Source organism: Streptomyces sp. NPDC008125 (assembly GCF_042957125.1).
Classification (GTDB): Bacteria; Actinomycetota; Actinomycetes; order Streptomycetales; family Streptomycetaceae; genus Streptomyces.
In genome coordinates, this window is record NZ_JBIBHR010000008.1 from 262,286 (window position 1) to 285,061 (window position 22,776).

16 protein-coding genes and 1 tRNA gene are annotated in these 22,776 nt (G+C 73.7%); 3 read left to right on the forward strand and 14 right to left on the reverse strand.

Features of this window, described 5'->3' with window-relative positions; all coding sequences use genetic code 11:
- Positions 1 to 124: 124 nt before the first annotated feature.
- From ACFZAX_RS16465 to ACFZAX_RS16475, 3 genes are all read right to left on the reverse strand, one after another.
- Positions 125 to 1,906, reverse strand: coding sequence for a DEAD/DEAH box helicase family protein (locus ACFZAX_RS16465; RefSeq protein WP_390962219.1), 1,782 nt, complete (start codon positions 1,904 to 1,906; stop codon positions 125 to 127).
- A gap of 181 nt (positions 1,907 to 2,087) precedes the next feature.
- Entirely contained in the window at positions 2,088 to 3,614 is a 1,527-nt protein-coding gene (locus tag ACFZAX_RS16470; protein WP_390962220.1) for an MFS transporter, read from the reverse strand.
- A 120-nt stretch (positions 3,615 to 3,734) separates the two neighbouring features.
- Positions 3,735 to 4,649, reverse strand: a complete 915-nt coding sequence (locus tag ACFZAX_RS16475; protein WP_390962222.1) for a LysR substrate-binding domain-containing protein — start codon at positions 4,647 to 4,649, stop codon at positions 3,735 to 3,737.
- Positions 4,650 to 4,769: 120 nt separating this feature from the next.
- On the opposite strand from ACFZAX_RS16475, the gene ACFZAX_RS16480 reads away from it, so the two are divergent.
- Entirely contained in the window at positions 4,770 to 5,750 is a 981-nt protein-coding gene (locus ACFZAX_RS16480) for an alpha/beta hydrolase fold domain-containing protein (RefSeq protein WP_390962224.1), read from the forward strand.
- A 264-nt stretch (positions 5,751 to 6,014) separates the two neighbouring features.
- Positions 6,015 to 6,086 (forward strand) — tRNA-Cys (locus ACFZAX_RS16485).
- 146 nt (positions 6,087 to 6,232) lie between these two features.
- On the opposite strand, the gene ACFZAX_RS16490 is transcribed toward ACFZAX_RS16485, so the two are convergent.
- The 7 genes from ACFZAX_RS16490 to ACFZAX_RS16520 all read right to left on the reverse strand — a co-directional run bounded on the left by ACFZAX_RS16490 (position 6,233) and on the right by ACFZAX_RS16520 (position 14,909).
- Positions 6,233 to 8,578, reverse strand: coding sequence for a molybdopterin cofactor-binding domain-containing protein (locus tag ACFZAX_RS16490; protein WP_390962225.1), 2,346 nt, complete (start codon positions 8,576 to 8,578; stop codon positions 6,233 to 6,235).
- Complete coding sequence (locus ACFZAX_RS16495) at positions 8,575 to 8,742, reverse strand: hypothetical protein (protein WP_390962226.1); 168 nt, start codon at positions 8,740 to 8,742, stop codon at positions 8,575 to 8,577. The genes ACFZAX_RS16490 and ACFZAX_RS16495 overlap by 4 nt, the downstream gene beginning before the upstream one ends.
- Positions 8,739 to 10,826 carry a 2Fe-2S iron-sulfur cluster-binding protein gene (locus ACFZAX_RS16500; RefSeq protein ID WP_390962227.1) on the reverse strand — a complete coding sequence of 696 codons (2,088 nt, stop codon included), beginning with the start codon at positions 10,824 to 10,826 and terminating at the stop codon, positions 8,739 to 8,741. The genes ACFZAX_RS16495 and ACFZAX_RS16500 overlap by 4 nt, the downstream gene beginning before the upstream one ends.
- Positions 10,823 to 11,719 carry an FAD binding domain-containing protein gene (locus ACFZAX_RS16505; protein ID WP_390962228.1) on the reverse strand — a complete coding sequence of 299 codons (897 nt, stop codon included), beginning with the start codon at positions 11,717 to 11,719 and terminating at the stop codon, positions 10,823 to 10,825. Before ACFZAX_RS16505 ends, ACFZAX_RS16500 begins: the two co-directional genes overlap by 4 nt.
- A 424-nt stretch (positions 11,720 to 12,143) precedes the next feature.
- Entirely contained in the window at positions 12,144 to 13,838 is a 1,695-nt protein-coding gene (locus ACFZAX_RS16510) for a family 20 glycosylhydrolase (protein ID WP_390962230.1), read from the reverse strand.
- A gap of 192 nt (positions 13,839 to 14,030) precedes the next feature.
- Complete coding sequence (locus tag ACFZAX_RS16515; protein WP_026250415.1) at positions 14,031 to 14,318, reverse strand: DUF3039 domain-containing protein; 288 nt, start codon at positions 14,316 to 14,318, stop codon at positions 14,031 to 14,033.
- Positions 14,319 to 14,348: 30 nt separating this feature from the next.
- Positions 14,349 to 14,909, reverse strand: coding sequence for a YqgE/AlgH family protein (locus tag ACFZAX_RS16520; RefSeq protein WP_390962231.1), 561 nt, complete (start codon positions 14,907 to 14,909; stop codon positions 14,349 to 14,351).
- Between the two features lie 337 nt (positions 14,910 to 15,246).
- On the opposite strand from ACFZAX_RS16520, the gene murA reads away from it, so the two are divergent.
- The gene (gene murA, locus ACFZAX_RS16525; RefSeq protein ID WP_390962232.1) at positions 15,247 to 16,587 is read left to right on the forward strand and encodes a UDP-N-acetylglucosamine 1-carboxyvinyltransferase; all 1,341 of its coding nucleotides are present in this window, start codon (positions 15,247 to 15,249) and stop codon (positions 16,585 to 16,587) included.
- A 314-nt stretch (positions 16,588 to 16,901) separates the two neighbouring features.
- On the opposite strand, the gene ACFZAX_RS16530 is transcribed toward murA, so the two are convergent.
- The 4 genes from ACFZAX_RS16530 to ACFZAX_RS16545 all read right to left on the reverse strand — a co-directional run bounded on the left by ACFZAX_RS16530 (position 16,902) and on the right by ACFZAX_RS16545 (position 22,658).
- Complete coding sequence (locus ACFZAX_RS16530; RefSeq protein WP_003968811.1) at positions 16,902 to 17,183, reverse strand: HU family DNA-binding protein; 282 nt, start codon at positions 17,181 to 17,183, stop codon at positions 16,902 to 16,904.
- A 401-nt stretch (positions 17,184 to 17,584) separates the two neighbouring features.
- Positions 17,585 to 19,021: a malic enzyme-like NAD(P)-binding protein gene (locus ACFZAX_RS16535; protein ID WP_390962234.1), complete on the reverse strand. Its 1,437-nt coding sequence runs from the start codon at positions 19,019 to 19,021 to the stop codon at positions 17,585 to 17,587.
- Positions 19,022 to 19,514: 493 nt separating this feature from the next.
- On the reverse strand, positions 19,515 to 21,929 hold the full coding sequence (locus tag ACFZAX_RS16540; protein ID WP_390962235.1) for a UvrD-helicase domain-containing protein: 2,415 nt from the start codon (positions 21,927 to 21,929) through the stop codon (positions 19,515 to 19,517).
- Between the two features lie 177 nt (positions 21,930 to 22,106).
- Positions 22,107 to 22,658: a GNAT family N-acetyltransferase gene (locus tag ACFZAX_RS16545; RefSeq protein ID WP_390962236.1), complete on the reverse strand. Its 552-nt coding sequence runs from the start codon at positions 22,656 to 22,658 to the stop codon at positions 22,107 to 22,109.
- Positions 22,659 to 22,776 lie beyond the last annotated feature (118 nt).

Below are 22,776 nucleotides of genomic sequence, written 5' to 3' on the forward strand. Positions count from 1 at the left end.
AGGACGTCCTCCCGCACACGCGGGACACCGGACTGCCCGACGACGACGGCCCGGTGTCCCGGCGGAATCCTCCGCCGGGACACCGGGCCGCACGCGTCCGTCACGCGGAAGGCTCCCGGACCGGTCACTTCATCCGGGTCGCCCATTCCTGGACCTTCTTGATCCGGTCCTGGATCTGGCCCGCCGTCGCCTCCGCGCTCGGCGGCCCGCCGCAGACCCGGCGCAGCTCGGTGTGGATCACGCCGTGCGGTTTGCCGCTCTGGTGGGTGTAGGCCGAGACCATCGTGTTGAGCTGCTTGCGCAGGGAGAGCAGCTGCTTGTGGGTGACGACCGGGCGGGCCTCGGCGGGCTTCTCCAGCAGGTCCGCCTCGGCGGCGGGCTTCGAGCGGCTGTGCGCGATCTGCCGGGTCTGCCGCCGCTGGAGCAGCAGCTGCACCTGGTCGGGCTCCAGGAGGCCGGGGATGCCGAGGTAGTCCTGCTCCTCCTCGCTTCCCGGGTGCGCCTGCATGCCGAACTCGGCGCCGTCGTACAGCACCCGGTCGAAGACCGCGTCGGACTCCAAGGCCTCGAAGGGCAGCTGCTCCTCGGTCTCCTCGTCCTCCAGCCGTTCGGCGTCGGCGAGGAGCTTGTCCTCCTCCGCGAAGGGGTTCTCCTCGTCGCTGCCCTTCTTCGGCTTGTCGAGGACGTGGTCGCGTTCGACCTCCATCTCGTTGGCGAAGTCGAGCAGCATCGGGATGGTGGGGACGAAGACGGAGGCGGTCTCGCCGCGCCTGCGGGACCGTACGAAACGGCCGACGGCCTGGGCGAAGAAGAGCGGGGTCGAGATCGTCGTCGCGTACACGCCGACCGCCAGGCGGGGTACGTCGACACCCTCGGACACCATGCGGACGGCGACCATCCAGCGCGAGTCGTCCGCGCTGAACTTGTCGATGTTCTTCGAGGCCGCCTTCTCGTCGGAGAGGACCACGGTCGGCTTCTCGCCGGTGACGGACTTGAGGATCTTGGCGTAGGCGCGGGCCGACTCCTGGTCGGTGGCGATGACCAGGCCGCCGGCGTCCGGGATTCCCTTGCGGACCTCGGTGAGCCGCTTGTCGGCGGCCGTGAGCACGTTGGGAATCCAGTCGCCGGTGGGCGACAGGGCGGTGCGCCAGGCCTGCCCGATGGCGTCCTTGGTCATCGGCTCGCCGAGACGGGCGGCGATCTCGTCGCCGGCCTTGGTGCGCCAGCGCATGTTGCCGCTGTAGCTGAGGAAGATCACGGGCCGGACGACGCCGTCGGCGAGGGCGTTGCCGTAGCCGTACGTGTAGTCGGCGGAGGAGCGCCGGATGCCGTCGTTGCCCTCCTCGTACGTCACGAAGGGGATCGGGTTGGTGTCGGAGCGGAACGGGGTGCCGGTGAGCGCGAGCCGCCGGGTGGCGGGATCGAACGCCTCCTGGCAGGCCTCGCCCCAGGACTTCGAGTCACCGGCGTGGTGGATCTCGTCGAGGATGACGAGGGTCTTGCGCTGCTCGCACCGGTTGCGGTGCAGCATCGGGCGTACGCCCACACCGGCGTACGTCACGGCGACGCCGTCGTAGTCGCGGCTCAGCGGCCCCGCGCTGTACTCCGGGTCGAGCTTGATCCCTATCCGTGCGGCGGCTTCCGCCCACTGCTTCTTGAGGTGCTCGGTCGGCGCGACGACGGTGACCTGCTGCACGACGTGGTGGTGGAGCAGCCACGAGGCCAGGGTCAGCGCGAAGGTGGTCTTTCCGGCGCCGGGGGTGGCGACCGCGAGGAAGTCGCGCGGCTGCTCCTGGACGTACCTCTCCATGGCGCCCTGCTGCCAGGCTCGCAGCTTGCCCGCGGTGCCCCAGGGGGCGCGGCCGGGGAAGGCGGGTGAGAGGTGGTGGGAGGCGGTAGTAGTCACGGTCTCCGGTTCGGGTCTCTCGGGTGCGTGGGGTGCTGCCGGTACCGCCCGGGACGCCCGGTACGCGATACGACAACCGGGCCACCTTACCGGGGGGCCGGGCGGAACCCCGTACGAACGAGAGGTGGTTCGGGCCGGTTGAGACGCTCTTCACAACCGGCCCGGCCGGTTCCGGCGGGGCTCAGGCGGCGCGCGGAGCCCGTACCCGGGTGGCCACCCAGGCCCCCGCCAGGGCGACCGCCGCCATGGGCAGGAAGACCGCCGCGAAGGCCCCCGGGTGGGCCGCCGTGGCGCCCGCCTCCACGGTCTCGTGGACGGCGCCCACCGCGCCGCCGCCCAGCGCCGCGAAGGCCGCGCCGCCGATCGCGAGGAGCAGGACGTTGGAGAGTCCGTCCGAGATCTGGAGAGCGGCGGAGTTGGCGCCCGCCTCCTGCGGGGTGGACAGCTTGAGCATCATCACGCTGGTCGAGGCGATCACCATCCCCATGCCGAAACAGCCGACCGCCCAGGCCACGGCCACGGTCCAGGCGGGCACGGAGTGGATCAGCACGGAGGGCGCGGCCAGGATCGCCACGGTCACCATGAGCATGCCGACGAACATCAGCCGTTCCCGGTGCGGCTCCATCCGGGGCCGGGACTGGATGAACGAGCCGAGCGCCCAGGTACCGCCGCCCGCCGCGAGCGACAGCCCGGCCATCGTGGGGCTCAGCCCGCGCTGGGTCACCAGCATCAGCGGGACGAAGGACTCGGCGGCGATGAACGACCCGGCCGAGACCCCGCGCAGCAGCACCACGGCGGGCAGCCCGCGCACGGCGCGTGCGGTGCCGGTGGGCAGCAGCCCCCGGACGGCGGGGACCAGCAGCGCGACCCCCGCGACGGCGGGCAGCAACGAGAACGGGTCCAGCTCCTGCCCGGCGTACTGGAGCAGCCCGGCGCCCACGGAGATGCCGAGGGCGAGCCGGATGCGCCGGCGGTCGAAGGGTTGCGCGCCCCCGGCCTCGTCCGCCGGGCCGGAGGCCCTGCGCCGTATCGCGGGCAGCGCGAGCGCCAGCGGGAAGACGATGAGGACGGGGATGCCGGTGAAGACCCAGCGCCAGCCGAGGTGCTCGGTGACGGTGCCGGAGGCGAGCGGCCCGACCACGGAGGGAATCACCCAGCTCGCGGCGAAGGCGGCCATGATCGCGGGGCGCAGGCGCTCCGGGTAGGCGCGGCCGACGACGACGTACAGCGCGACGATCACCAGCCCCCCGCCGAGCCCCTGGACGGCCCGGCCCGCGATGAACATCCACATTCCGGTCGCGCCGCCGGACAGCAGCAGCCCGGCGGCGAAGGCGCTGATCCCGGCCGCGAGGGGCCCGAGCGGCCCGCTGCGGTCGGCCCACTGCCCGGAGAACACCATGGCGAAGAGGCTGGTGGTGAAGTACGCGGAGAAGGCGAAGGCGTACAGCGGGACGCCGTGCAGCTCGCGCGCGGCCACCGGCATCGCGGTGCCCACGGCGGTCGCCTCGAAGGCGATCAGCAGGACGACGGAGACGATCCCGATGCTCAGGGCGCGGTAGGTCCGGCCCAGCACGCCCTCGGTGGAGCCCCCCGCGCGGTCCCCGGCCTCTTCGGTCCGCGCGCCCGTGGCCAGGGCGTCGGCGGGTATGTCGTCGGCGGGCAGGGCGGCGGGCGCGACATCGGCGTCGCGGGGGTCCAGGGCGGTCATCGCACCAGGGTAAGGGGCAAACGCCCGGTTGATCCCTGTCGTGGGGACGGGGTGCGGTGGTCCGATGGTCGTAGGTCCGACGGCTGGGCCGGCGCTCGTGGCGGTGGCCGCGCGGCGGGCTCACGGGGACGGCTCGGCGAGGACGCCGCGGACCGTGTCGCGCAGCCAGCGCTGGGCGGGGTCGTTGTCCAGCCGGGGGTGCCAGCTCATGTGGTAGCGCAGCGGGGGGATCTCCTGCGGCGCGGGCAGGATGCGCAGCGCGGGGTCCGAGGCGTGTTCGGCGGCGATGCGGTGGGGAAGCGTGGCGACGAGGCGGGTGCCCGGGACGGCCAGGGGCGCCACGGAGTGGTACGGCACGGAGAGACCGGCCGTGCGGGGTCTGCGGAGTTGGTCCAGGAGATCGTCGATCGCGGTCTGGCGGCCACCGACGGTGGCGACGATCACGTGCCTGGAGTCGAGGTAGTCGTCCAGGGTCAGCCGCGGCCGGTGGGCCAGCGGGTGGTCGCGCGCCATGACGCACATGAACCGGTCGTCGAACAGGCGCTCGCTGCACAGGCCGGGTGAGGGCTTCCTGCTCGCGTAGAACAGCAGGTCAACGAGGCCGTGGTCGAGGTCGTCGAAGACGCCGTCGTGCCACCTGCCGAAGTCCAGGGTGGAGTGCGGCGCGTCCCGGAAGACGCGTCGGCAGAGCGCGGGGACGAAGACCGAGGCGTAGTCGGTCCCGGCGATCCGGAACGCCTCGGCCGCCTCCGCCGGTTCGAAGGTCTCCGGTGCGAACAGCGTCTCCAGCCGTGGCATGACCCCGCCGAGCTGGCGTTGGATCCGTTCGGCGCGCGGGGTGAGCCGGTAGCCGCCCGGCGTGCGGACCAGCAGTTCGTCGCCGAAGGCGTCCCGCAGTCGTTGCAGGGCACGGCTCATCGCCGGCTGGCTCGTCCCGGCCAGGACGGCGGCGCGGGAGACGTGCCGCTCGGACAGCAGAGCGGCCAGGGGGCCGAGCAGGTTCAGGTCGGTTCGCTCGATATGCGTCACACGCATATTTTGTATGCCAATGATTCATTGGACAAATAATGCACGCGTGGCGAAGGGTGAAACCGACAAGAAGTCGTCGGGGCGTGCGACAGAACGCCTCGACGACTCGCACCCAGGGAGCAGAAGATGACCGATACGCGGCACGACGGGCGCGGGGTCGCCACAGTCACAGGCGGATCGAGCGGCGCGGCCGGCGGGACCACCATGGCCGCGTCCCCACTCGGCGCCGTCGTCGATCTGCTGCGCACCTCCCCGCTCGACCTGGGCGGTGACCCGGACACGATGCGGCTCGTCTTCGACGAGATGATCGCCTCCCACCCGGTGCCCGCGGACGTGCGCACCACGGCCGCCGAGCTCGGCGGTGTCCCCGCCCTCACCGTCACCGCGGGCGGCGGCGAGCCGTCGGGGACGGTGCTGTTCTTCCACGGTGGCGGCTACGCCCTCGGCTCCGCCGCCGCGAGCGTCGGCCTGGCCGCCGACATCGCCCGTCGCTCCGGCACCACCGTGCACACGGTGGACTACCGGCTCGCACCGGAGAACCGGTTCCCGGCAGCCGTCGACGACGCTCTCGCCGCCTACCGCGGGCTGCTCGACGGCGGTGCGCCGGCCGAGACGATCGCCGTGGGCGGCGAGTCCGCCGGCGGAGGACTCGCCCTGGCCCTGCTGGTCGCGGTCAAGGAGGCCGGGCTGCCACAGCCGGCGGCGGCAGCCGTCCTCTCCCCCTGGGTGGACCTCACCCAGTCGGGCCGCAGTCAGGAGACCAGGGCCTCCTTCGACCCGGCCCTGACCCGGCAGGCGCTGACCACCCGGGCGGACGACTACCTGGCGGGCGCCGACCCCCGCTCGCCCCTCGCCAGCCCTCTCTTCGCCGACCTGCGCGAGCTGCCTCCGCTGCTCGTCCAGGCCGGAACCCACGAGGTCCTCCTCGACGACGCGATCCGGCTGGCGGCCAGGGCCGCCGAGGACGACGTGGCGGTGACCCTGCAGACGTTCCCCGGCGCGCCGCACGTCTTCCAGGGCTTCGCCGCCGTCCTCGCCGAAGGCGCGCGGGCGCTGGACGACGTCGCAGCCTTCCTGCGGAGTCACCTCGACGGCCTGTCGCGCTGACCGGGGAGCCGGACACCACCCCGGACGGCGGGGGCGGCAGGCCGGGCCCGCGCCCCCGTGGCCCGGGCCCGGGTGCGGGCTCCCGGTACGGGCCCCCGGGTACGGTGCGCCGGGTGCGGGCCGCCGGAAGGGGCGGGCGGTGCCGGGTGGGGCGGGTGGGCGACTGTGAACGGCGTATGGCAGTCGCGTTGCGGGCCCGTCGGACCCCTTGAGCCCGCTGCCGCGGGCCCGTACGGTCGTGACAACACCGAGGCACCACACCTCGGCCGTGTGCCCGAGAGGTTCAGGGGCTCGACTGCAACTCGAGTTACACCGGTTCGAATCCGGTCACGGCCTCAGAAAAGAGCGCGGCGCGTGCGCCGTACGGAACGCGAAAGCGGCCGTCCCCATGGTGCGGGGACGGCCGCTTTCGCGCGTCCGGGGGCGCCGGTCGCGTGTCCGGTCCTCACGCCGGAGCGCGGAACCGGACACGGCTCAGGGCCTCAGCCCTTCGGCGCCGCCGCCACCGCTGCCTGCGGCCGGACCGGGAGGCGGTTGATCGGGCGGCCGGTCGCGGCGCGGACGGCGGCGGCCACCGCTGCCGGGGAGGTGACCACCGGCACCGCCGAGACGGGCTTGGCGCCGAAGGGGGCGACCACGTCGCGTTCCTCGACCAGCTTCACGATCCGGATGTCCGGGGCGTCCAGGGCCGTCGGCAGCGCGTAGCCGGTGAGGTCGGGGTGGCGGACCAGGCCCTTGGCGGTGCGGAGGTTCTCGGTGAGCGCGGCGCCGATGCCCTGGGTGACGCCCGCCTCGATGCGCGCGGCGAGCTGGGCCGGGTTGAGGACCCGGCCGACGTCCTGGGCCACGGCCATCTCGACCACCCGGACCGAGCCGAGCTCGATGTCGACGTCGACCACCGCGCGGACCGCGCAGAACGCCAGCCCGACGAAGGCGTCGCCCTGGCCGGATTCGTCCAGCGGCTCGGTGGGGTGCGGGCGGCACTGGGCGGTCGCCCAGAGCTCCTTGCCCTCCAGCGCCTCGGTGACGGTGGTGGAGAGCACCCCGTCGTACGAGGTGATCTTGCCGTCGGCGATCTGGAGGAGCTCCACGGACATGCCGAACTTGTGGGCCAGCGGCTGGAGCAGCTGGGTGCGGACCATCTTCGCGGCGCGCTCCACGGCCCCGCCGGAGACCCAGGTGTGGCGGCCGTGGGTGGCCGGTCCGGCCGGGGGCTGGTCGGTGTCGACGGAGGCGACGTGGACCTCTTCGACGCCGAGGGTCTCCTGCACGATCTGGCGGGCGAGGGTGGTGAAGCCCTGGCCGGTTTCGACGGCCGCGCAGAGCACGGTGGCGACGCCGTCGTGGACGCGCACGGTGGCGGTCGAGACCTCGTCGGTGCCCTCCGCCCCCAGCATGTGGACCATGCCCAGCGCGTAGCCGACGCCCCGGCGTACGGCGCCGGGCTCGCCGGCGCCCTCCGGGCCGCCGGGCAGCAGCCACTCCTCCTCGGGAGTGTCCTTCGGCAGCGTGGGCAGCGGGAAGTTCCGTACCGCTTCGAGGAGTTCGGCGACCGGGGCAGGGCAGGTGACGGTCTGGCCGGTGGGCAGGATGTCGCCGGTGGAGAGGGCGTTGCGGGCCCGGATCTCGGCGGGCTCGATGCCCAGCTTGGCGGCCAGCTTGTCCATCTGGCCCTCGTACGCGGCGCACACCTGCATCGCGCCCTCGCCCCGGACGTGTCCGGAGGGCGGGTTGTTCGTGCGGACGGCCCAGCCCTCGATGAAGGCGTGCGGGACGACGTAGGGGCCGCAGGCGAACGCGACGGCCGCCGCGAGGGATTCGGACGACGCGTCGGCGTACGCCCCGGCGTCCAGCAGGATTTGGGCCTCCACCTTGACCAACCGGCCTTCCGCGTCCGCGTGGTGGCGGTAGCGCAGCAGGGTCGGGTGGCGGTGGGGGTGGCCGAGGAAGGACTCCTCGCGGGTGGCGGCGAGCTTCACCGGGCAGCCGGTGCGCAGTGCGAGCAGGCCGAGCGGGATCTGGAAGCCGGGGTCCTCGCGGTCGCCGGTCGCCCCGGGGACGCCGGTCACCACGACCCGTACCCGGTCCGGCTCCAGGCCGAAGCAGGCGGCGGCGAGATCGCGGTCGGTGTGCGGGTCGGTGGAGGCGGTGTACAGCTCGACACCGCCGTCCGGCCGGGGCACGGCGAGTCCCGCCTCGGCGCCGATGGGCGCAGGGTCCTGGCGGCCGATGCGGTAGAGGCCGTCCACGACGATGTCGCCGGTGGCCTCGGGGTCGCCGTAGCGGAGCGGGATGTGCCGGACGAGATTGCCGTCGGGGTGGAGCGGTTCCGCCTCGAACGCCTTCTCCGGGTCGGTGACGGGCTCCAGGACCTCGTACTCGACGGCGATGGCGGCGGCGGCGAGGCGTGCGGTGTCCGGGTGGTCGGCGGCGACGGCGGCGATGGCCTCGCCGTGGTGGCGCACCAGGTCGGAGGCGAAGACCGGGCGGTCCACGACATGGCGGCCGTAGAGGGCCTCGCCGGGGATGTCCTGGTGGGTGACGACCGCGCGCACGCCGGGCATCCTGGCGGCGGCCGTGGTGTCCACGGACACGATCCGGGCGTGCGGGTGCGGAGATCTGAGCACGGCCGCCCAGAGCAGGCCCTCCGCCCAGAGGTCGGCGGCGTACGGGAAGGTGCCCTCGGTCTTCGCCCGGACGTCGGCGTGCGGCAGCGAGGCGCCGATGCCGTGCGCGGGCGCCTCCGGTACGGGGGCGCCGGACGCGCCGTCGGTCCGGGGCAGGGTGGTGCTGGTCGCGTTGGCCGCGGTGGCCGCGTCGCTGGTCACGCCGCCTCCTTGTCGTTCGCTCCGCCGCGGCGGCGGCTGGGGGTGCCGGTGACGATGACCTGAGGGCCGGCGTCGCGGTGACGCCGGTGCGCCGGGCGCGCGTCCAACGAGGTGGACGCGCGGAGACCGGTACGGACGGACGGGGTGGGGGCGGCGGGGCTCACCGCGCGTCTCCCTGGTGCGGTGGGGCCTGGACGCCACCGGCGCCGGGTGCCGCCTGGTGCGGGATGCGCGCCTCGGCGGCCTCCGGGGCACCGGCGGCGGCCTCGGCGCTCGCGGCGCGGGAGGCCACGACGTCGCGTACGGCGTCGAGCACGCCCCGGTAGCCGGAACAGCGACAGAGGTTGCCGCAGAGCGCCTGGCGTGTCTGGAGCTCGCTGGGGGCGTGGTTGCCCTCCAGCAGGTCGTGGACGGTCATGGCCATGCCGGGGATGCAGAAGCCGCACTGGACGGCCCCGCACCTCGCGAGTGCGCGCTGCACGTCGGAGGGTTCCCCGTCGACGGCGAGCCCCTCCACCGTCCGGACCTCGCTGCCGGCGGTGGTGGCCGCCGGGACGAGGCAGGAGGCGACGAGACGGCCGTCGACCTGGACGTTGCAGGCACCGCACTCGCCCTGCGAGCAGCCGTCCTTGGCGCCGGCCAGGCCGAGCCGTTCGCGGAGCACGTAGAGCAGCGACTCGCCGATCCAGGCGTCGGTGACCGGGCGGTCGGTGCCGTTGACGTGCAGGACGTACGAGGCGCTCGGGTGCTCGCTCGCCTGCGGTACGGCCTCCGGCGCGGGCAGGGCCGCCTCGGCGGCGAACTCGTCGGGCGCGTACTCCTCGGGTGCGAACCCGGCGACCGTGGAGGGGCCTTCGCCGTCGGCCGGAGCCGTGCCTTCGCCGTCGGCCGGGACCGGGTGCGGGGCCGTGGCCCGGAGCGGGTCGGCCTCCGGGGCGTCCGGGGCCTCCGCGTAGCCCGAGGCGTCGGCAGCATCCGAGGCGTCGGCAGCGTCCACGGTATCCGGCGCCCCCGGGCCTTCCGGCTCTCCGGGTGCGGCTGCCGCCTCCGGCGCGGGGACGCGCTCGTCCTCGGCCGCCGTCGCGGGCGGCTCGGCCGCGTCCGGCACGAAGTCGTCGGCCGCGTCCTCCGGCTGTCCGCCGGGCGCTTCGGCGACCGGTCCGGGCTCCGCCCCGACGGCCGGGTCCGCGTCCGCCGAGGGCGCCGGGGTGGGTGCAGGCTCGAACTCCGCCCCGGACTCCGGCGCCTGCTGCGGCTCCTGCCGCACCTCCGGCACCGGCGCCGCTTCCGGAGCGGGCTCCGGGGCACGCTCCGGTACGGCGGACTCCTGGGTCGCCCAGGGCGCGGACGCCCCGCCCGGAAGCGTGGCCGGCGGGGTGGCGCCGGTGTACCACTGGGTCAGGCCCGAGGAGGCGGCGAACTCCCCCGACTCGTCGGGAAGTTCTCCGTCCGCGACCGGGATCGTCCACTGCCCGGTGTGACCGGCCGGGTCGGCGTTCCCGGAGAGATCTGCGTGGCCGGTCCGGTCCGTGTGCCCGGAGAAGTCCACGTGACCCGTGTGATCGGTGTGGCCGGAGAAGTCCACATGACCCGTGTGGTCCGTGTGCCCGGAGAAGTCCACATGACCCGTGTGGTCCGTGTGGCCGAGATGGTGGTCGGCGGTGCCGCGGGGGTCGTGGCCGCCGTGCTCGTCCTCGTAGGGCTGCTCGTAGGCCCCGGGCGCGGTGTACGGCGGGTACCCCTCGTGGGCCGGGGCCGCGTCGTAACCGGAGGACACCGCGCCGGACGGCGTCCCGTAGGCCGGGGCTGCGGTCCCGTCCGTCCCGTCCGCGCCGTCGGTGAAGTTCCACTGCGCGGTGTGGTGCCCGGTGGAGTGCGTCTGCTCGTACGGGGCGTACGGGCTCTGCTGGTTCGGGTCCGGCCAGTGCACCGCGCCGGGCGTGCCCGGGCCGTCCTGCGGGTGCGGTGCGTCCGGGTGGGCCGACTGCGGCCGTGCGTTCCAGCCGCCCCCGGCGGCCGGGTCGTGACCGGCGGCGGGCGTCAGCGGAAGGATCATCGGCGGTACGTAGCCGTGGCCGGGGGCGGCCAGCGGGGCGTCCGCGAGGTCCTCAGGCGGCAGGTGGACGAAGGCCGTCGCGTCGGCGTCGTACTCGCCGCTCTGGCGCGTCGGCTGCCAGGACCCGTAGCGCGGCTCGGGGTCGTACTCCCCCTGCTGTCCGTGCTGTTGGGGGTTTTCCTCGTTGCTCACGACAGTGCCTTCCCCAGCGCGCGTCGGGCCAGCGCGGCGACGGTGCGCCGCAGGTGCAGAACGGCGGGGGGCAACGGTGGTGGCGCCTCCCCTTCGGCCGACGGTACCTGGTCCGGGATGCAGGCCGCGGCGACGTACTCGCCGAAGGCGGCGAGGGCGTCGGGGGCCAGACCGCGCGCGCCGTCCCAGTCGATCAGCGAGGCGATCCACTGCTCGGCCTCCAGCGGGCGCAGCGGCATCGGCGCGATGGCGCCGACCGCGCACCGCACCCCGCGGCGGGCCGGGTCCAGCACGATCGCGACGGACGCCATGGCGCGGCCGGGGCCGGTGCGGCCGGTGGCCTTGAGGAACACCTGCGGGGCGTGCAGCAGCGGCACCCGGACGAAGGCGATCAGCTCGGCGGGTTCGAGCAGTTCACGCCCGGCGAGCAGGTAGGAGACCGGCATCTCGCGACGGCGTCCGCCGGGCCCGGCGATGACCAGTTCGGCCTCCAGCGCGGCCAGCACCGGCAGGGTGTCGCCGCTCGGGGCGGCGCTCGCGATGTTGCCGCCGAGGGTGCCGGCGTTGCGGATCTGGGGCGGGCCCGCGGCGCGCGCGGAGGCGGCGAGCGCGGGGATCAGTGCGGCGAAGTCGGGGCGGCCCATGCGGGCGTGGGTGAGGCCGGCGCCGAGCAGGGCGTGGCCGCCCTGGTAGTTCCAGCCACGCAGCTCGCTGATCCGGCCGAGTCCGACGAGCCCGGAGGGGCGCAGCAGCCCCTGGTTGACGGCCGCCATGAGGTCCGTGCCGCCGGCCACCGGGACCGCGGCGGGCATGGCGCCGAGAGCCGCCACAGCCTCGTCGATCGATGCAGGCATTGTCACCGACTGCGTCGCCTGCGGTGCGTGCGTGGTCAACCCAGCTGCCCCTTCCCGGTGTCCAGGCCCTCCGGCCCGTTCCGCCGTACGGTACGTGCTCACAGCCCGGACGTGGCAACTCTGGCACATCTTCCGGCAGGTCCGGCGCGAGGGTCCACGAAGGTTGTATCCGTCACCGAACGGACCGAAAATCCTGGTTCGTACTACTTCGGTACGGGGTGTGAATGGCCACTCCTCGGCGCGTCGCGGACGGCTGCGGGCGGGGTCGCGGAGAGCCGTTCGTCCCTGACGGCACGCGGTGCGGGGGGCTCCGGACCGGGCGGCCGACGCCGGGCCGAACGCAAAGTTTCAGCCAACTCGCGCGTGGCCCGGTCCACCTCCGAATCGGTCCTCCGGCGCGGCCGTACGGCCGGACCGCCCCCGGAATCCGCCGGGTCGGGGGCGGAATCGGGGGCGGTCGGAATCACACGACCGGGGGTGCGCCTTCGAGGGGGTGGCCGCCGATTCCGGGGCGGCGCTGCCACGGCAGCGGGCCGTTCGGCGGGCGGTAGCCGACGCCCAGGGCGTCCAGTCGGGCGTAGTGCGTGTCCATACGGGCGGTGAATCCGGCGAAGTCGCGGGCGGCGGGGGCGGGCAGGTCGGCCCAGGCGACCTCGGCGAGGGCGGCGAGGCGCGGGTAGACCTGGTAGTCGACGCGGGCCCGGTTGTGCATGACCTCGGTCCAGGCGTTGGCCTGGGTGCCGAGGATGTGCCGGGCGGCCTCCTCGGAGAGGCCCGGCGGCACCGGCTCGAAGCGGTAGACGTCCTCAAGGCCGCGGACCCAGCCGATGGGAATGGGTTCGTCGGGGCCGCCGTCCTGGCGGTAGTCGAGGTAGACCTGCTGCACCGGGCACATCACCACGTCGTGGCCGGCCTCGGCGGCGGCGATGCCGCCCGCGTACCCGCGCCAGGAGGAGACGGCCGCGCCCTCGGCGAGCCCGCCCTCCAGGATCTCGTCCCATCCGATGAGCCGGCGGCCCCGGGCGGTGAGCCAGCGGTCGAAGTGGCGGACGAACCAGGACTGGAGGCCGTCCTCGTCGCCGACGCCGAGTTCCTCGATCCGGGCCTGCGCGGCGGGGGACGCCTTCCACTCGTCCTTGGGGCACTCGTCGCCGCCGACGTGCACGAAGGGCGAGACCTCGGCGGGGAAGAGCTCCAGGATCTCCTCGAACACGCCCTCGTAGAACCGCAGGACGGCTTCGGTGGGGGCCAGTACGTGGGTGCTGACGCCCCAGCGGTCCCAGGGCGTGAGAGCGGCGGTGTCGGTGACGTCGGTGTTGCCGAGCTCCGGGTAGGCGGCGATGGCGGCCTGCGAGTGGCCGGGGATCTCGATCTCGGGGACGACCCGGATGTGCCGCTCGGCGGCGTACGCGACGATCTCGCGGATGTCGTCCTGGGTGTAGAAGCCGCCGTGGGGGGTCTCGTCCCAGAGGTCGGACGAGCGGTGGCCGTACTTGGTACGGGACCGCCAGGCGCCGCGCTCGGTGAGACGCGGGTACCGCTCGATCTCGACGCGCCAGCCCTGGTCGTCGGTGAGGTGGAAGTGGAAGACGTTCAGCTTGTGCGCGGCCAGCAGGTCGAGGTGGCGCAGCACGTCGTCCTTGGGCGTGAAGTGGCGGGCCACGTCGAGCATGAAGCCGCGCCAGGCGAAGCGCGGGGCGTCCTCGATCTCGACGGCCGGGACGGCGGGCCGGGCCCCGGGGGCGACGGGGGCGCGGCGGAACGCCCCGGGGCCGAGGAGCTGACGGAGTGTCTGGGCGCCGTGGAGGACCCCGGCGGGGCTGCCGCCCGCGATCGTCACGCCGGTCGCCGCCCCGGCGGTCAGCCGGTACCCCTCGGGCTCCAGCGCGGGATCGGTGACCAGCTCGATCGCGCCGGGGCCGCCGCTCGCCCCCGGGGCGAGCGGGACGCCGAAGGCCGCGCCGAGGGTGGACCGCAGCCAGCGTTCGGCCGGCCCGGTGCCGGGCCCGGCGGCGAGGGTGGTGGCCGCGTCCAGGACGAACGGGGCGTCGCCGCCCGTCCGGGCGCGGCGGGGCGCCGGTACGAGGCCGAGGGCCGTGGCCGCGTCGGCGGGCGCGTCCGCGCCCGCCGGGGAGAACGTGTCCGTGTCCGTGTGCATGGGGCGCATCCTTCAGCACACCGGCCGGAAACGGAACCATTGGTCCGGACCAGGAGGGAGGGCCCGAGGGGTACGGCACACGGGCGCGGAGTCGGCCGCCGGGCACAGCGGATCCCCGTGCCGCGCGCGGGGCGCACCACGGGGATCCGGTGGCGTTCGAAGCAGCCGGCGCGCGAAGCGCCGGCCGCCGGACTACTTCTTGTCCTTGCCGCCCTTGTCCTTGTCGCCACCGGCGCCCATGGACTCGTAGATCTCCTTGCACATCGGGCAGACCGGGTACTTCTTGGGGTCGCGCCCCGGCACCCAGACCTTCCCGCACAGCGCGACGACGGGCGTGCCCTCCAGGGCGCTCGCCATGATCTTGTCCTTCTGGACGTAATGGGCGTAGCGCTCGTGGTCGCCGTCGCCGTTCGACACCTGCGGTGTCGGCTCTACGAGGGTCCCCGTACCTGCCCCGCGCTCGGGCTCAAGAGTGCTCATGAGCGCCAAGGGTACTGAAGAGCGCGGCCGTCAGTTCAGCGAAGGGTCGTCGGGATACGTGGCGATCATGGCCAGTTCGCTGCGCTGGCGCCGCAGGACGGCGCGCCAGAGCTTCTCCGGCTGCGGGGAGGCGACGTCGCCGGGCTCCGAATCGACCACGTACCAGGCGCCCCCGTCGAGCTCGGCCTCCAGCTGGCCGGGGCCCCAGCCCGCGTATCCGGCGAAGATCCGCAGCGAGCCGAGGGCCGCCGCGAGGAGCTGCGGCGGGGTCTCCAGGTCGACCAGGCCGATCGCGCCGTGCACCCGGCGCCAGCCGAGCGGGCCCTCGTCGCCGGGGATCACGGCCACTCCGAGCGCGGAGTCCAGCGAGACCGGTCCGCCCTGGAAGACGACGTCCGGCGCGCCCGAGAGTCCGGCCCAGGGTCCGAGGATGTCGCCGACCTCCACCGGGGTGGGGCGGTTGAGGATCACGCCGAGCGAACCCTCCTCGTCGTGGTCGAGGAGGAGGACCACCGCGCGGGCGAAGTTCGGGTCCGCGAGAGCGGGCGTGGCCACCAGTAGCCGGCCTGTGAGGGAGGACACCTCGGTCATGGGGAGATGATCCCGCATCCCGGGCCCGGGCGGGGGCCGAGTGGCCCGGCCCGTGCCACGGCCGGGCGGCACGGATCGGGCGCGCGGAGGCACGGGGGAGCGCACGGGCCGGACGGTGTCCGACCGTTCGCGTCGGTGCGGGCACCGCCCGCCCGGCGGGAAGGGCCGGACACGACCCACCCCCAAAAGCGGTGACACTGCGCGAGGCCCGGCGTGCGGAGCGTGCCGTGCCGGGACCCTTGCGGCGGTACACGCCGCATCGCCTGCCGACAGGGGGGTAGGAGCCGATTACCCTTTTCTTCGGCCCCCTGCCCGACCACTCCGGAACGCGAGATTCATGACCGGCACAGACGATGTCCTGCTTGTCCACGGCGGCACCCCGCTGGAGGGCGAGATCCGCGTCCGAGGCGCCAAGAACCTGGTGCCCAAGGCAATGGTCGCCGCTCTGCTCGGCAGCGGTCCCAGCAGGCTGCGCAACGTCCCCGACATCCGTGACGTGCGGGTCGTCCGGGGTCTGCTGCAGCTGCACGGCGTGACGGTGCGTCCGGGTGAGGAACCGGGCGAGCTGGTCCTGGACCCGACGCACGTCGAGAGCGCCAATGTCGCCGACATCGACGCCCACGCGGGCTCGTCCCGCATCCCGATCCTCTTCTGCGGTCCGCTGCTCCACCGCCTCGGCCACGCCTTCATCCCCGGGCTGGGCGGCTGCGACATCGGCGGCCGGCCCATCGACTTCCACTTCGACGTGCTGCGCCGCTTCGGCGCGACGATCGAGAAGCGGGCGGACGGGCAGTACCTGGAGGCCCCCCAGCGGCTGCGCGGTACGAAGATCCGGCTGCCGTACCCGTCGGTGGGCTCCACCGAGCAGGTGCTGCTGACGGCCGTGCTCGCCGAGGGTGTCACCGAGCTGTCCAACGCGGCCGTGGAGCCGGAGATCGAGGACCTCATCTGCGTACTGCAGAAGATGGGCGCGATCATCTCCATGGACACCGACCGGACCATCCGGATCACCGGCGTCGACAAGCTCGACGGGTACACGCACCGGGCGATCCCGGACCGCCTGGAGGCGGCTTCCTGGGCGTCGGCGGCGCTCGCGACCGGGGGCAACATCTATGTGCGCGGCGCCCAGCAGCGCTCGATGATGACCTTCCTCAACACCTTCCGCCGGGTCGGCGGGGCCTTCGAGATCGACGACGAGGGCATCCGCTTCTGGCACCCGGGCGGCCCGCTGAAGGCCATCGCGCTGGAGACGGACGTCCACCCGGGCTTCCAGACCGACTGGCAGCAGCCGCTGGTGGTGGCGCTCACGCAGGCGTCCGGCCTCTCCATCGTCCACGAGACGGTGTACGAGTCCCGGCTGGGCTTCACCTCGGCGCTCAACCAGATGGGTGCGCACATCCAGCTGTACCGCGAGTGCCTGGGCGGTTCCGACTGCCGCTTCGGCCAGCGCAACTTCCTGCACTCGGCGGTCGTCTCCGGCCCGACGAAGCTCCAGGGCGCGGATCTGGTCATCCCGGACCTGCGCGGCGGCTTCTCGTACCTGATCGCGGCGCTGGCGGCCGAGGGCACCTCGCGGGTCCACGGCATCGACCTGATCAACCGGGGCTACGAGAACTTCATGGAGAAGCTCGAGAAGCTCGGCGCCAAGGTCGAGCTGCCCGGCGGTTCGCCGGTCTGACCCGCCGCACGTCCGCAGCGCGGAAGCCCGCTGCCCCGGCCCCCGTTTCCGACGGGGCCGGGGCAGCGGGCTTCCGCGCTATGTGGCTCGTACACGCACCCGCCTCCGGAGGCGCTCCAGGCGGCCACTGCGGCGCACGGGAGCCCGTGGCCGCCCTCCGGGTCCGGAGAGGGGCCCGCAGGCCCGTACGGGCCTGCGTGGGCGGTTCCAGCCCGTGTGGGCGGTTCCGGCCTGCTCCCGTGAGTAGGCCGAGCGCATATGCCGGAGGGCGGCCACCCTGGTCCGGGTGACCGCCCTCCGACGCGCCTGGGGACTTACTTGCCCTTGGCGGCTTCCTTGAGCTTGGAGCCCGCGGAGACCTTCACGCTGTAGCCGGCCGGGATGTTGATCGGGTCGCCGGTCTGCGGGTTACGAGCGGTGCGAGCGGCACGGTGGGTGCGCTCGAAGGTCAGGAAGCCGGGGATGGTGACCTTCTCGTCGCCCTTGGCGACGATCTCACCGACGGTCTCGGCGAGCGCGGCCAGCACGGCGTCGGCGTCCTTGCGGGTCACCTCGGCACGGTCGGCCAGGGCGGCCACCAGCTCACTGCGGTTCATGTTGTTACTCCCGTGTTCTTCTTGCCTGTGAGGCGTGAGATCGAAGCCGATGCTGCCAGGGCCCTCTGACAGTCCCCGGACCCGGGTCTGATGTCAGACCCTCGCGCCCGATTACGCATCCTGCCCCCACCTGCGGCGGGAAAGCCAATCCGGAACCCTCCGGTGTCACACGGAAAGCGTCACGGTCCGTCGATGGTCACGTTCCGTCGACTCCCTGGAGCGGTGCGCAGCGGATGCCGGGCCCGGGCGATGATCGACCGTGTACCCGCTGCCCGCAACCCTAAAGGCGCGTTTGGGACACCGCGACCCGCGACGCGCCGGACGGCGCGTACCGGGAGAAGCGCGGCACCGCGCGCGGAGCCCGGGCCGGGGCACCGCGCGCGGGAGGTCGCGCGGGAGGCTCAGAGCTGTCCGGCGGGGGCGGCCTCGGTGACTCCGGCGGCCTTGGCGGCGGCGCGCACGGCGCCTGCGACGGCCCCGGCGACCTTGTCGTTGAAGACGGACGGGATGATGTAGTTCGCGTTCAGCTCGTTCTCGGCGACGACGTCGGCGAGGGCCCCGGCGGCGGCGAGCATCATCTCGGTGTTGACGGTGCGCGACTGGGCGTCGAGCAGACCGCGGAACACGCCCGGGAAGACCAGCACGTTGTTGATCTGGTTCGGGAAGTCGGAGCGTCCGGTGGCCACGACCGCCGCCGTCTCGCGGGCGACCGTCGGGTCCACCTCGGGGTCCGGGTTGGCGAGCGCGAAGACGATGGCGCCGTCCGCCATGGCGGCCACGTCGTCGCCGTCGAGGACGTTGGGGGCGGAGACGCCGATGAAGACGTCCGCGCCGACGACTGCCTCCTTGAGGGTGCCGGTGACGCCCTCCGGGTTGGTGTTGTCGGCGATCCAGCGCAGCGGCGAGTCGGGCTGCGCGGCGACCAGGTCCTCGCGGCCCGCGTGCACCACGCCGTGGATGTCGGCGACGACCGCGTGCTTGACGCCCGCGGCGATGAGGAGCTTCAGGATGGCCGTACCGGCCGCTCCCGCGCCGGACATGACGACCCGTACGTCACCGATCCCCTTGCCGACCACGCGCAGCGCGTTGGTGAGGGAGGCGAGCACGACGATGGCGGTGCCGTGCTGGTCGTCGTGGAAGACGGGGATGTCGAGGGCCTCGCGCAGCCGGGCCTCGATCTCGAAGCAGCGGGGCGCGGAGATGTCCTCCAGGTTGATGCCCGCGAAGCCGGGGGCAATGGCCTTGACGATCTCGACGATGGCGTCGGTGTCCTGCGTGTCCAGGCAGATCGGCCAGGCGTCGATGCCGGCGAAGCGCTTGAAGAGGGCGGCCTTGCCCTCCATGACCGGGAGGGCGGCCATCGGACCGATGTTGCCGAGGCCGAGGACGGCGGAGCCGTCGGTGACCACGGCGACGGAGTTGCGCTTGATGGTCAGGCGGCGGGCGTCCTCGGGGTTCTCCGCGATCGCCATGCAGACGCGGGCCACGCCCGGGGTGTAGATCATCGAGAGGTCGTCGCGGTTGCGGATGGGGTGCTTGGACGCCATCTCGATCTTGCCGCCGAGGTGCATCAGGAACGTACGGTCGGAGACCTTGCCGAGCAGGACGCCGTCGATGGCGCGCAGGCCCTCCACGATCTCCTCGGCGTGCGCGGTGGAGGAGGCCGCGATCGTGACGTCGATCCGCAGCTTCTCGTGGCCGGACGCGGTCACGTCGAGGCCGGTCACCGAGCCGCCGGAGGACTCCACGGCCGTGGTGAGCTGGGAGACCGCGGTGCCGCTCGCGGGCACCTCCAGCCGGACCGTCATCGAGTACGAGACGCTGGGCGCCGTTGCCATGGCCGTGTCCTTCGCTTTCCTGAGCTTCATTGCTTCAGCGGCGGGGACGAGCCCCGCACGCGCCCACGATCGTCGCACCTACTGACGGGTAGCCGGTAACCACTGCCGCAGTACGAAAGATCACTTCCGAGATGCGAGAGGCGGCGGGCCAGGAGCCGTCGGGCCCCGCACGTCCCGCACGGAGCGGACCGGCCTCCGCAGGAAGCAGAACAGGTCCGCGCCACCGTGAGGTGACGCGGACCTGTCTTCTGCGTAACGGCACCGACCCGCCATGCTCGCCTCGCGGCAAGAGGTCGCTCGTAGCGACGAAGGTTGGGCCCGGGGGCTTGGATCGAGCCGGTGCCGACACCAGGCTAACAAACACCCGTGAGAAGTGATTCCCCCGCGACGGGTTGACTCGCGCGGTTCGTGTTCCGGCGGCCGTCCGGGGCGCCCCACAGGTCTCGCCGGGACGCCGTACGACGGCCTCGGAACCCGTGCGGCGCCCGGCCCGTCAGTCCCGCAGCAGGTCCGGCACCCCGTCCTCGTCGGGCAGGTCGGCGGCGGCCGAGACCACCGTCAACTGCTGCGTCGCCCGGGTGAGGGCCACGTACAGCACGCGCAGACCGGCGGGGGACTCGTCGGCGATCTCCGCCGGGGAGACCACCACCGTGGCGTCGTACTCGAGGCCCTTGGCCTCCAGGCTGCCGAGCGCCACCACGCGATCCCCCAGCTCGGCCAGCCACGCGCGGGCCTGGACGCGGCGGTTCATCGCCACGACCACACCGACGGTGCCGTCGACCTGGTCGAGCAGCCGGCGGGCCTCCTCACGGACGCGGTCGGCGAGCTCCGCGTCGCCCACGGTCGCGAAGCGCGGCTCGATGCCCGTGGACCGGACGGCGGACGGCGACTCCATGCCGGGCATGGCGAGCGCCAGCACCTTCGCCGCCAGCTCGGCGATCTCCGCGGGGTTGCGGTAGTTCACCGTGAGCGTGAAGCGGCGGCGGGGACGGTTGCCGAGCGCCTCGTCGCGGGCGGCGGCGGCCTCGTCCGGGTCGGACCACGAGGACTGCGCCGGGTCGCCGACGATGGTCCAGGTGGCGTGCCGGCCCCGGCGCCCGACCATCCGCCACTGCATGGGCGTCAGGTCCTGCGCCTCGTCGACGATGACGTGCGCGTACTCGGTGCGCTCCTCCGCCAGGCGTTCGGCCCGCTCGCGGCGGGTCTCCTCGCGCTGCGGCATCAGCTCCTCCAGGCCGGAGAGCTGGTCGAGCGGGTCCAGGTCGCGCTTCTTGCGGGGGCGCGCCGGGGCTCCCAGCAGGGCCTGGAGCTCGTCGAGGAGCGCCACGTCGTGCACGGAGAGGGGACCCTTGCCGTCGGCGCCCAGGCGCTTGAGGGAGCGCGAGAGCCGGCGCACCTCGCCCTGGTTGAGGACCCGGCGGGACCAGCGGGCCAGCCGCTTCTCGTCGGCCATCGCGGCGAGCACCCCGCGCGGAGTGAGCTCCGGCCACCAGGCGTCCAGGAATTCGAGGAACGGCGTCTCGGTGGAGACGTCGTCGTCGAAGGAGGAGCGGAGCTCGGCGGCGAGTTCGGGGTCGGTGTACCGGCCCCGGCCGGAGGACTTGCTCCAGAGCGCGTCGAGCAGCAGCTTCCGGGCGCGCGGGCGCAGCAGGTTGACGGGGGCGGAGCCGCCCAGCGCGTTGTGGCGGATGCGCTGGAGTTCGTCGGCCTCCAGCTCGACGCGGGCGCCGAAGGCGACGACGCGCAGCCGGGTGGGGGTCGCGGCTCTCGCGCCGCCCGGTGCGGCGGCGGGCGCGGTCTCTCCGTCGCCGCCGTCGCCGTCGCCGAAGGAGAGCTGGCCGTCCTCGCGGGGCGCGGTGCGCGGTGCGGGCTGGTCGAGGGCGCCGCGTGAGGCCTTGCGGAGCACCTGGAGCATCCGGGAGGAGCCCTTGATGCGGGCCACGGCGGGTTCGTCGTAGGTGGTGGCGCCCGCGGCGCCGGCCGCCTCGTCGGAGAGCGAGCCCACCGCGCGGATGGCGACCTGCCCCTCCTCGCCGAGGGAGGGCAGCACGCCCTCGGTGTAGGCGACGAGCAGCGGGGTCGGCGAGACGATCAGGATGCCGCCCGCGTACCGTCGCCGGTCCTGGTAGAGGAGGTAGGCGGCGCGGTGCAGGGCCACGGCGGTCTTGCCGGTGCCGGGGCCGCCGGTGACCTCGGTGACGGAGGCCGCGGGGGCGCGGATGACGAGGTCCTGCTCGGCCTGGATGGACGAGACGATGTCGCGCATGGTGTGGCTGCGGGCCTGCCCCAGCGCGGCCATCAGGGCGCCGTCGCCGATGACGGGCAGCTTCTCGCCGTCCAGGTACGCCGTCAGCTCGGGGCGCATCAGGTCGTCCTCGACGCCGAGGACGCGGCGGCCTCGTGAGCGGATGACACGGCGGCGCACGACGCGCCCGGGGTCCTTGGGGGTGGAGCGGTAGAACGGCGCGGCGGCCGGGGCCCGCCAGTCGATCACCAGCGGCGAGTAGTCGGCGGCGAGCACACCGATCCGCCCGATGTGCAGCGTCTCGGCGATGTCCGCCGTGTCGTCCGGACGTACGGCCTCGTCGGCGGGCTCGACCGAGGTGAAGGCACCGTCCGGTCCGCGTTCGCCGTCCTTGCCGAGGAGCAGGTCGACGCGGCCGAAGAGGAAGTCCTCGAACTCGCTGTGCAGCCGGTTGAGGTGAATGCCCGCCCGGAAGACCTGGGCGTCCCGTTCGGCGAGCGCGCCGGGGGTACCGACCTGGCCTCGCTTGACGGCGTCGTGCATGAGGAATTGAGCCTCGTCGATCTTCTCTTCGAGGCGGTCGTAGACCCGGTCCAGATGATCCTGTTCGACACCGATTTCCCGGTCCCGCAGAGAATCGACAGCGGCATCCTGCGCGGCCACCGAGGCCCCTTTCTGACGTGCGTTGGGCAGCCGTCAACCGTACGCGACGGGGGGCCGGTGCGCATCAGCCGGGGCACCCCGATCGCGTACCGGGACCCGGTCGGACGAGGGGAGGCCCGGGAACGTTTTGCCGCCGGTGCCGCGGGCCGCCCGGCAGCGGGACGGACGGTGCCGGTGTCAGAACTTCGCGGGGCTGTCGTGCAGCAGGCGCTGGAAGAGCCGGTGGGTGCGCCATTCCCCGTCGATGTGGAGGAATCCGGGGGCCTCGCCGTACTGCTCGAAGCCGTTCTTGGTGAGCACCCGCTGGGAGGCGGTGTTGTACAGCAGGGTCCCGGCCTCGACCCGGTGCAACCCGAGGTCGTCGCGGGCGATGTCGCAGATCCGGCCGACCGCCGCGGTCGCGAGGCCCCGTCCGGTCTCCGCCACGTCGACCCAGTAGCCGAAGACCGCGCTGCAGAACGCGCCGTGCACGATCCCGGAGAGGGTGAAGGAGCCGGCCGCACGGTCCTCCTCGTCGACGACGACCCAGGCGCGGCCCCCGGCGGCGAGGTGGCCGGCGAGGCGTTCGGCCTGGCCCTCGGGGGTGTAGAAGGCCTCGGGGCGCACGGGTTCGAAGGGGGCCATGTACGTACGGCTGCGCAGCAGCGCTTCGGCGAGCGCGGGGGCGTCGGAGGCGACGGTCGGGCGCAGGAACCTGTCGGCGGTGAGCGGGTACGGTGCGTCGGTCATCCGGGCCACGCTACCGCCCGCCGCCGGACGGGCTCAGGGCGGCGGGCGCCTTCCGTACGAGGCGGGCGGGCGCCTTCCGTACGAGGCGGGCGGGCGCCTTCCGTACGAGGCGGGCGGG

Excerpts from the sequence above, each read along its gene's own strand:
- ACFZAX_RS16535 (WP_390962234.1), bottom strand. The coding sequence starts at position 19,021 with ATGGCAACGGCGCCCAGCGTCTCGTACTCGATGACGGTCCGGCTGGAG.
- ACFZAX_RS16470 (WP_390962220.1), bottom strand. The coding sequence starts at position 3,614 with ATGACCGCCCTGGACCCCCGCGACGCCGATGTCGCGCCCGCCGCCCTG.
- ACFZAX_RS16510 (WP_390962230.1), bottom strand. The coding sequence starts at position 13,838 with ATGCACACGGACACGGACACGTTCTCCCCGGCGGGCGCGGACGCGCCC.
- ACFZAX_RS16530 (WP_003968811.1), bottom strand. The coding sequence starts at position 17,183 with ATGAACCGCAGTGAGCTGGTGGCCGCCCTGGCCGACCGTGCCGAGGTG.
- ACFZAX_RS16520 (WP_390962231.1), bottom strand. The coding sequence starts at position 14,909 with ATGACCGAGGTGTCCTCCCTCACAGGCCGGCTACTGGTGGCCACGCCC.
- ACFZAX_RS16480 (WP_390962224.1), top strand. The coding sequence starts at position 4,770 with ATGACCGATACGCGGCACGACGGGCGCGGGGTCGCCACAGTCACAGGC.
- ACFZAX_RS16475 (WP_390962222.1), bottom strand. The coding sequence starts at position 4,649 with ATGCGTGTGACGCATATCGAGCGAACCGACCTGAACCTGCTCGGCCCC.
- ACFZAX_RS16515 (WP_026250415.1), bottom strand. The coding sequence starts at position 14,318 with ATGAGCACTCTTGAGCCCGAGCGCGGGGCAGGTACGGGGACCCTCGTA.
- ACFZAX_RS16545 (WP_390962236.1), bottom strand. The coding sequence starts at position 22,658 with ATGACCGACGCACCGTACCCGCTCACCGCCGACAGGTTCCTGCGCCCG.
- murA (WP_390962232.1), top strand. The coding sequence starts at position 15,247 with ATGACCGGCACAGACGATGTCCTGCTTGTCCACGGCGGCACCCCGCTG.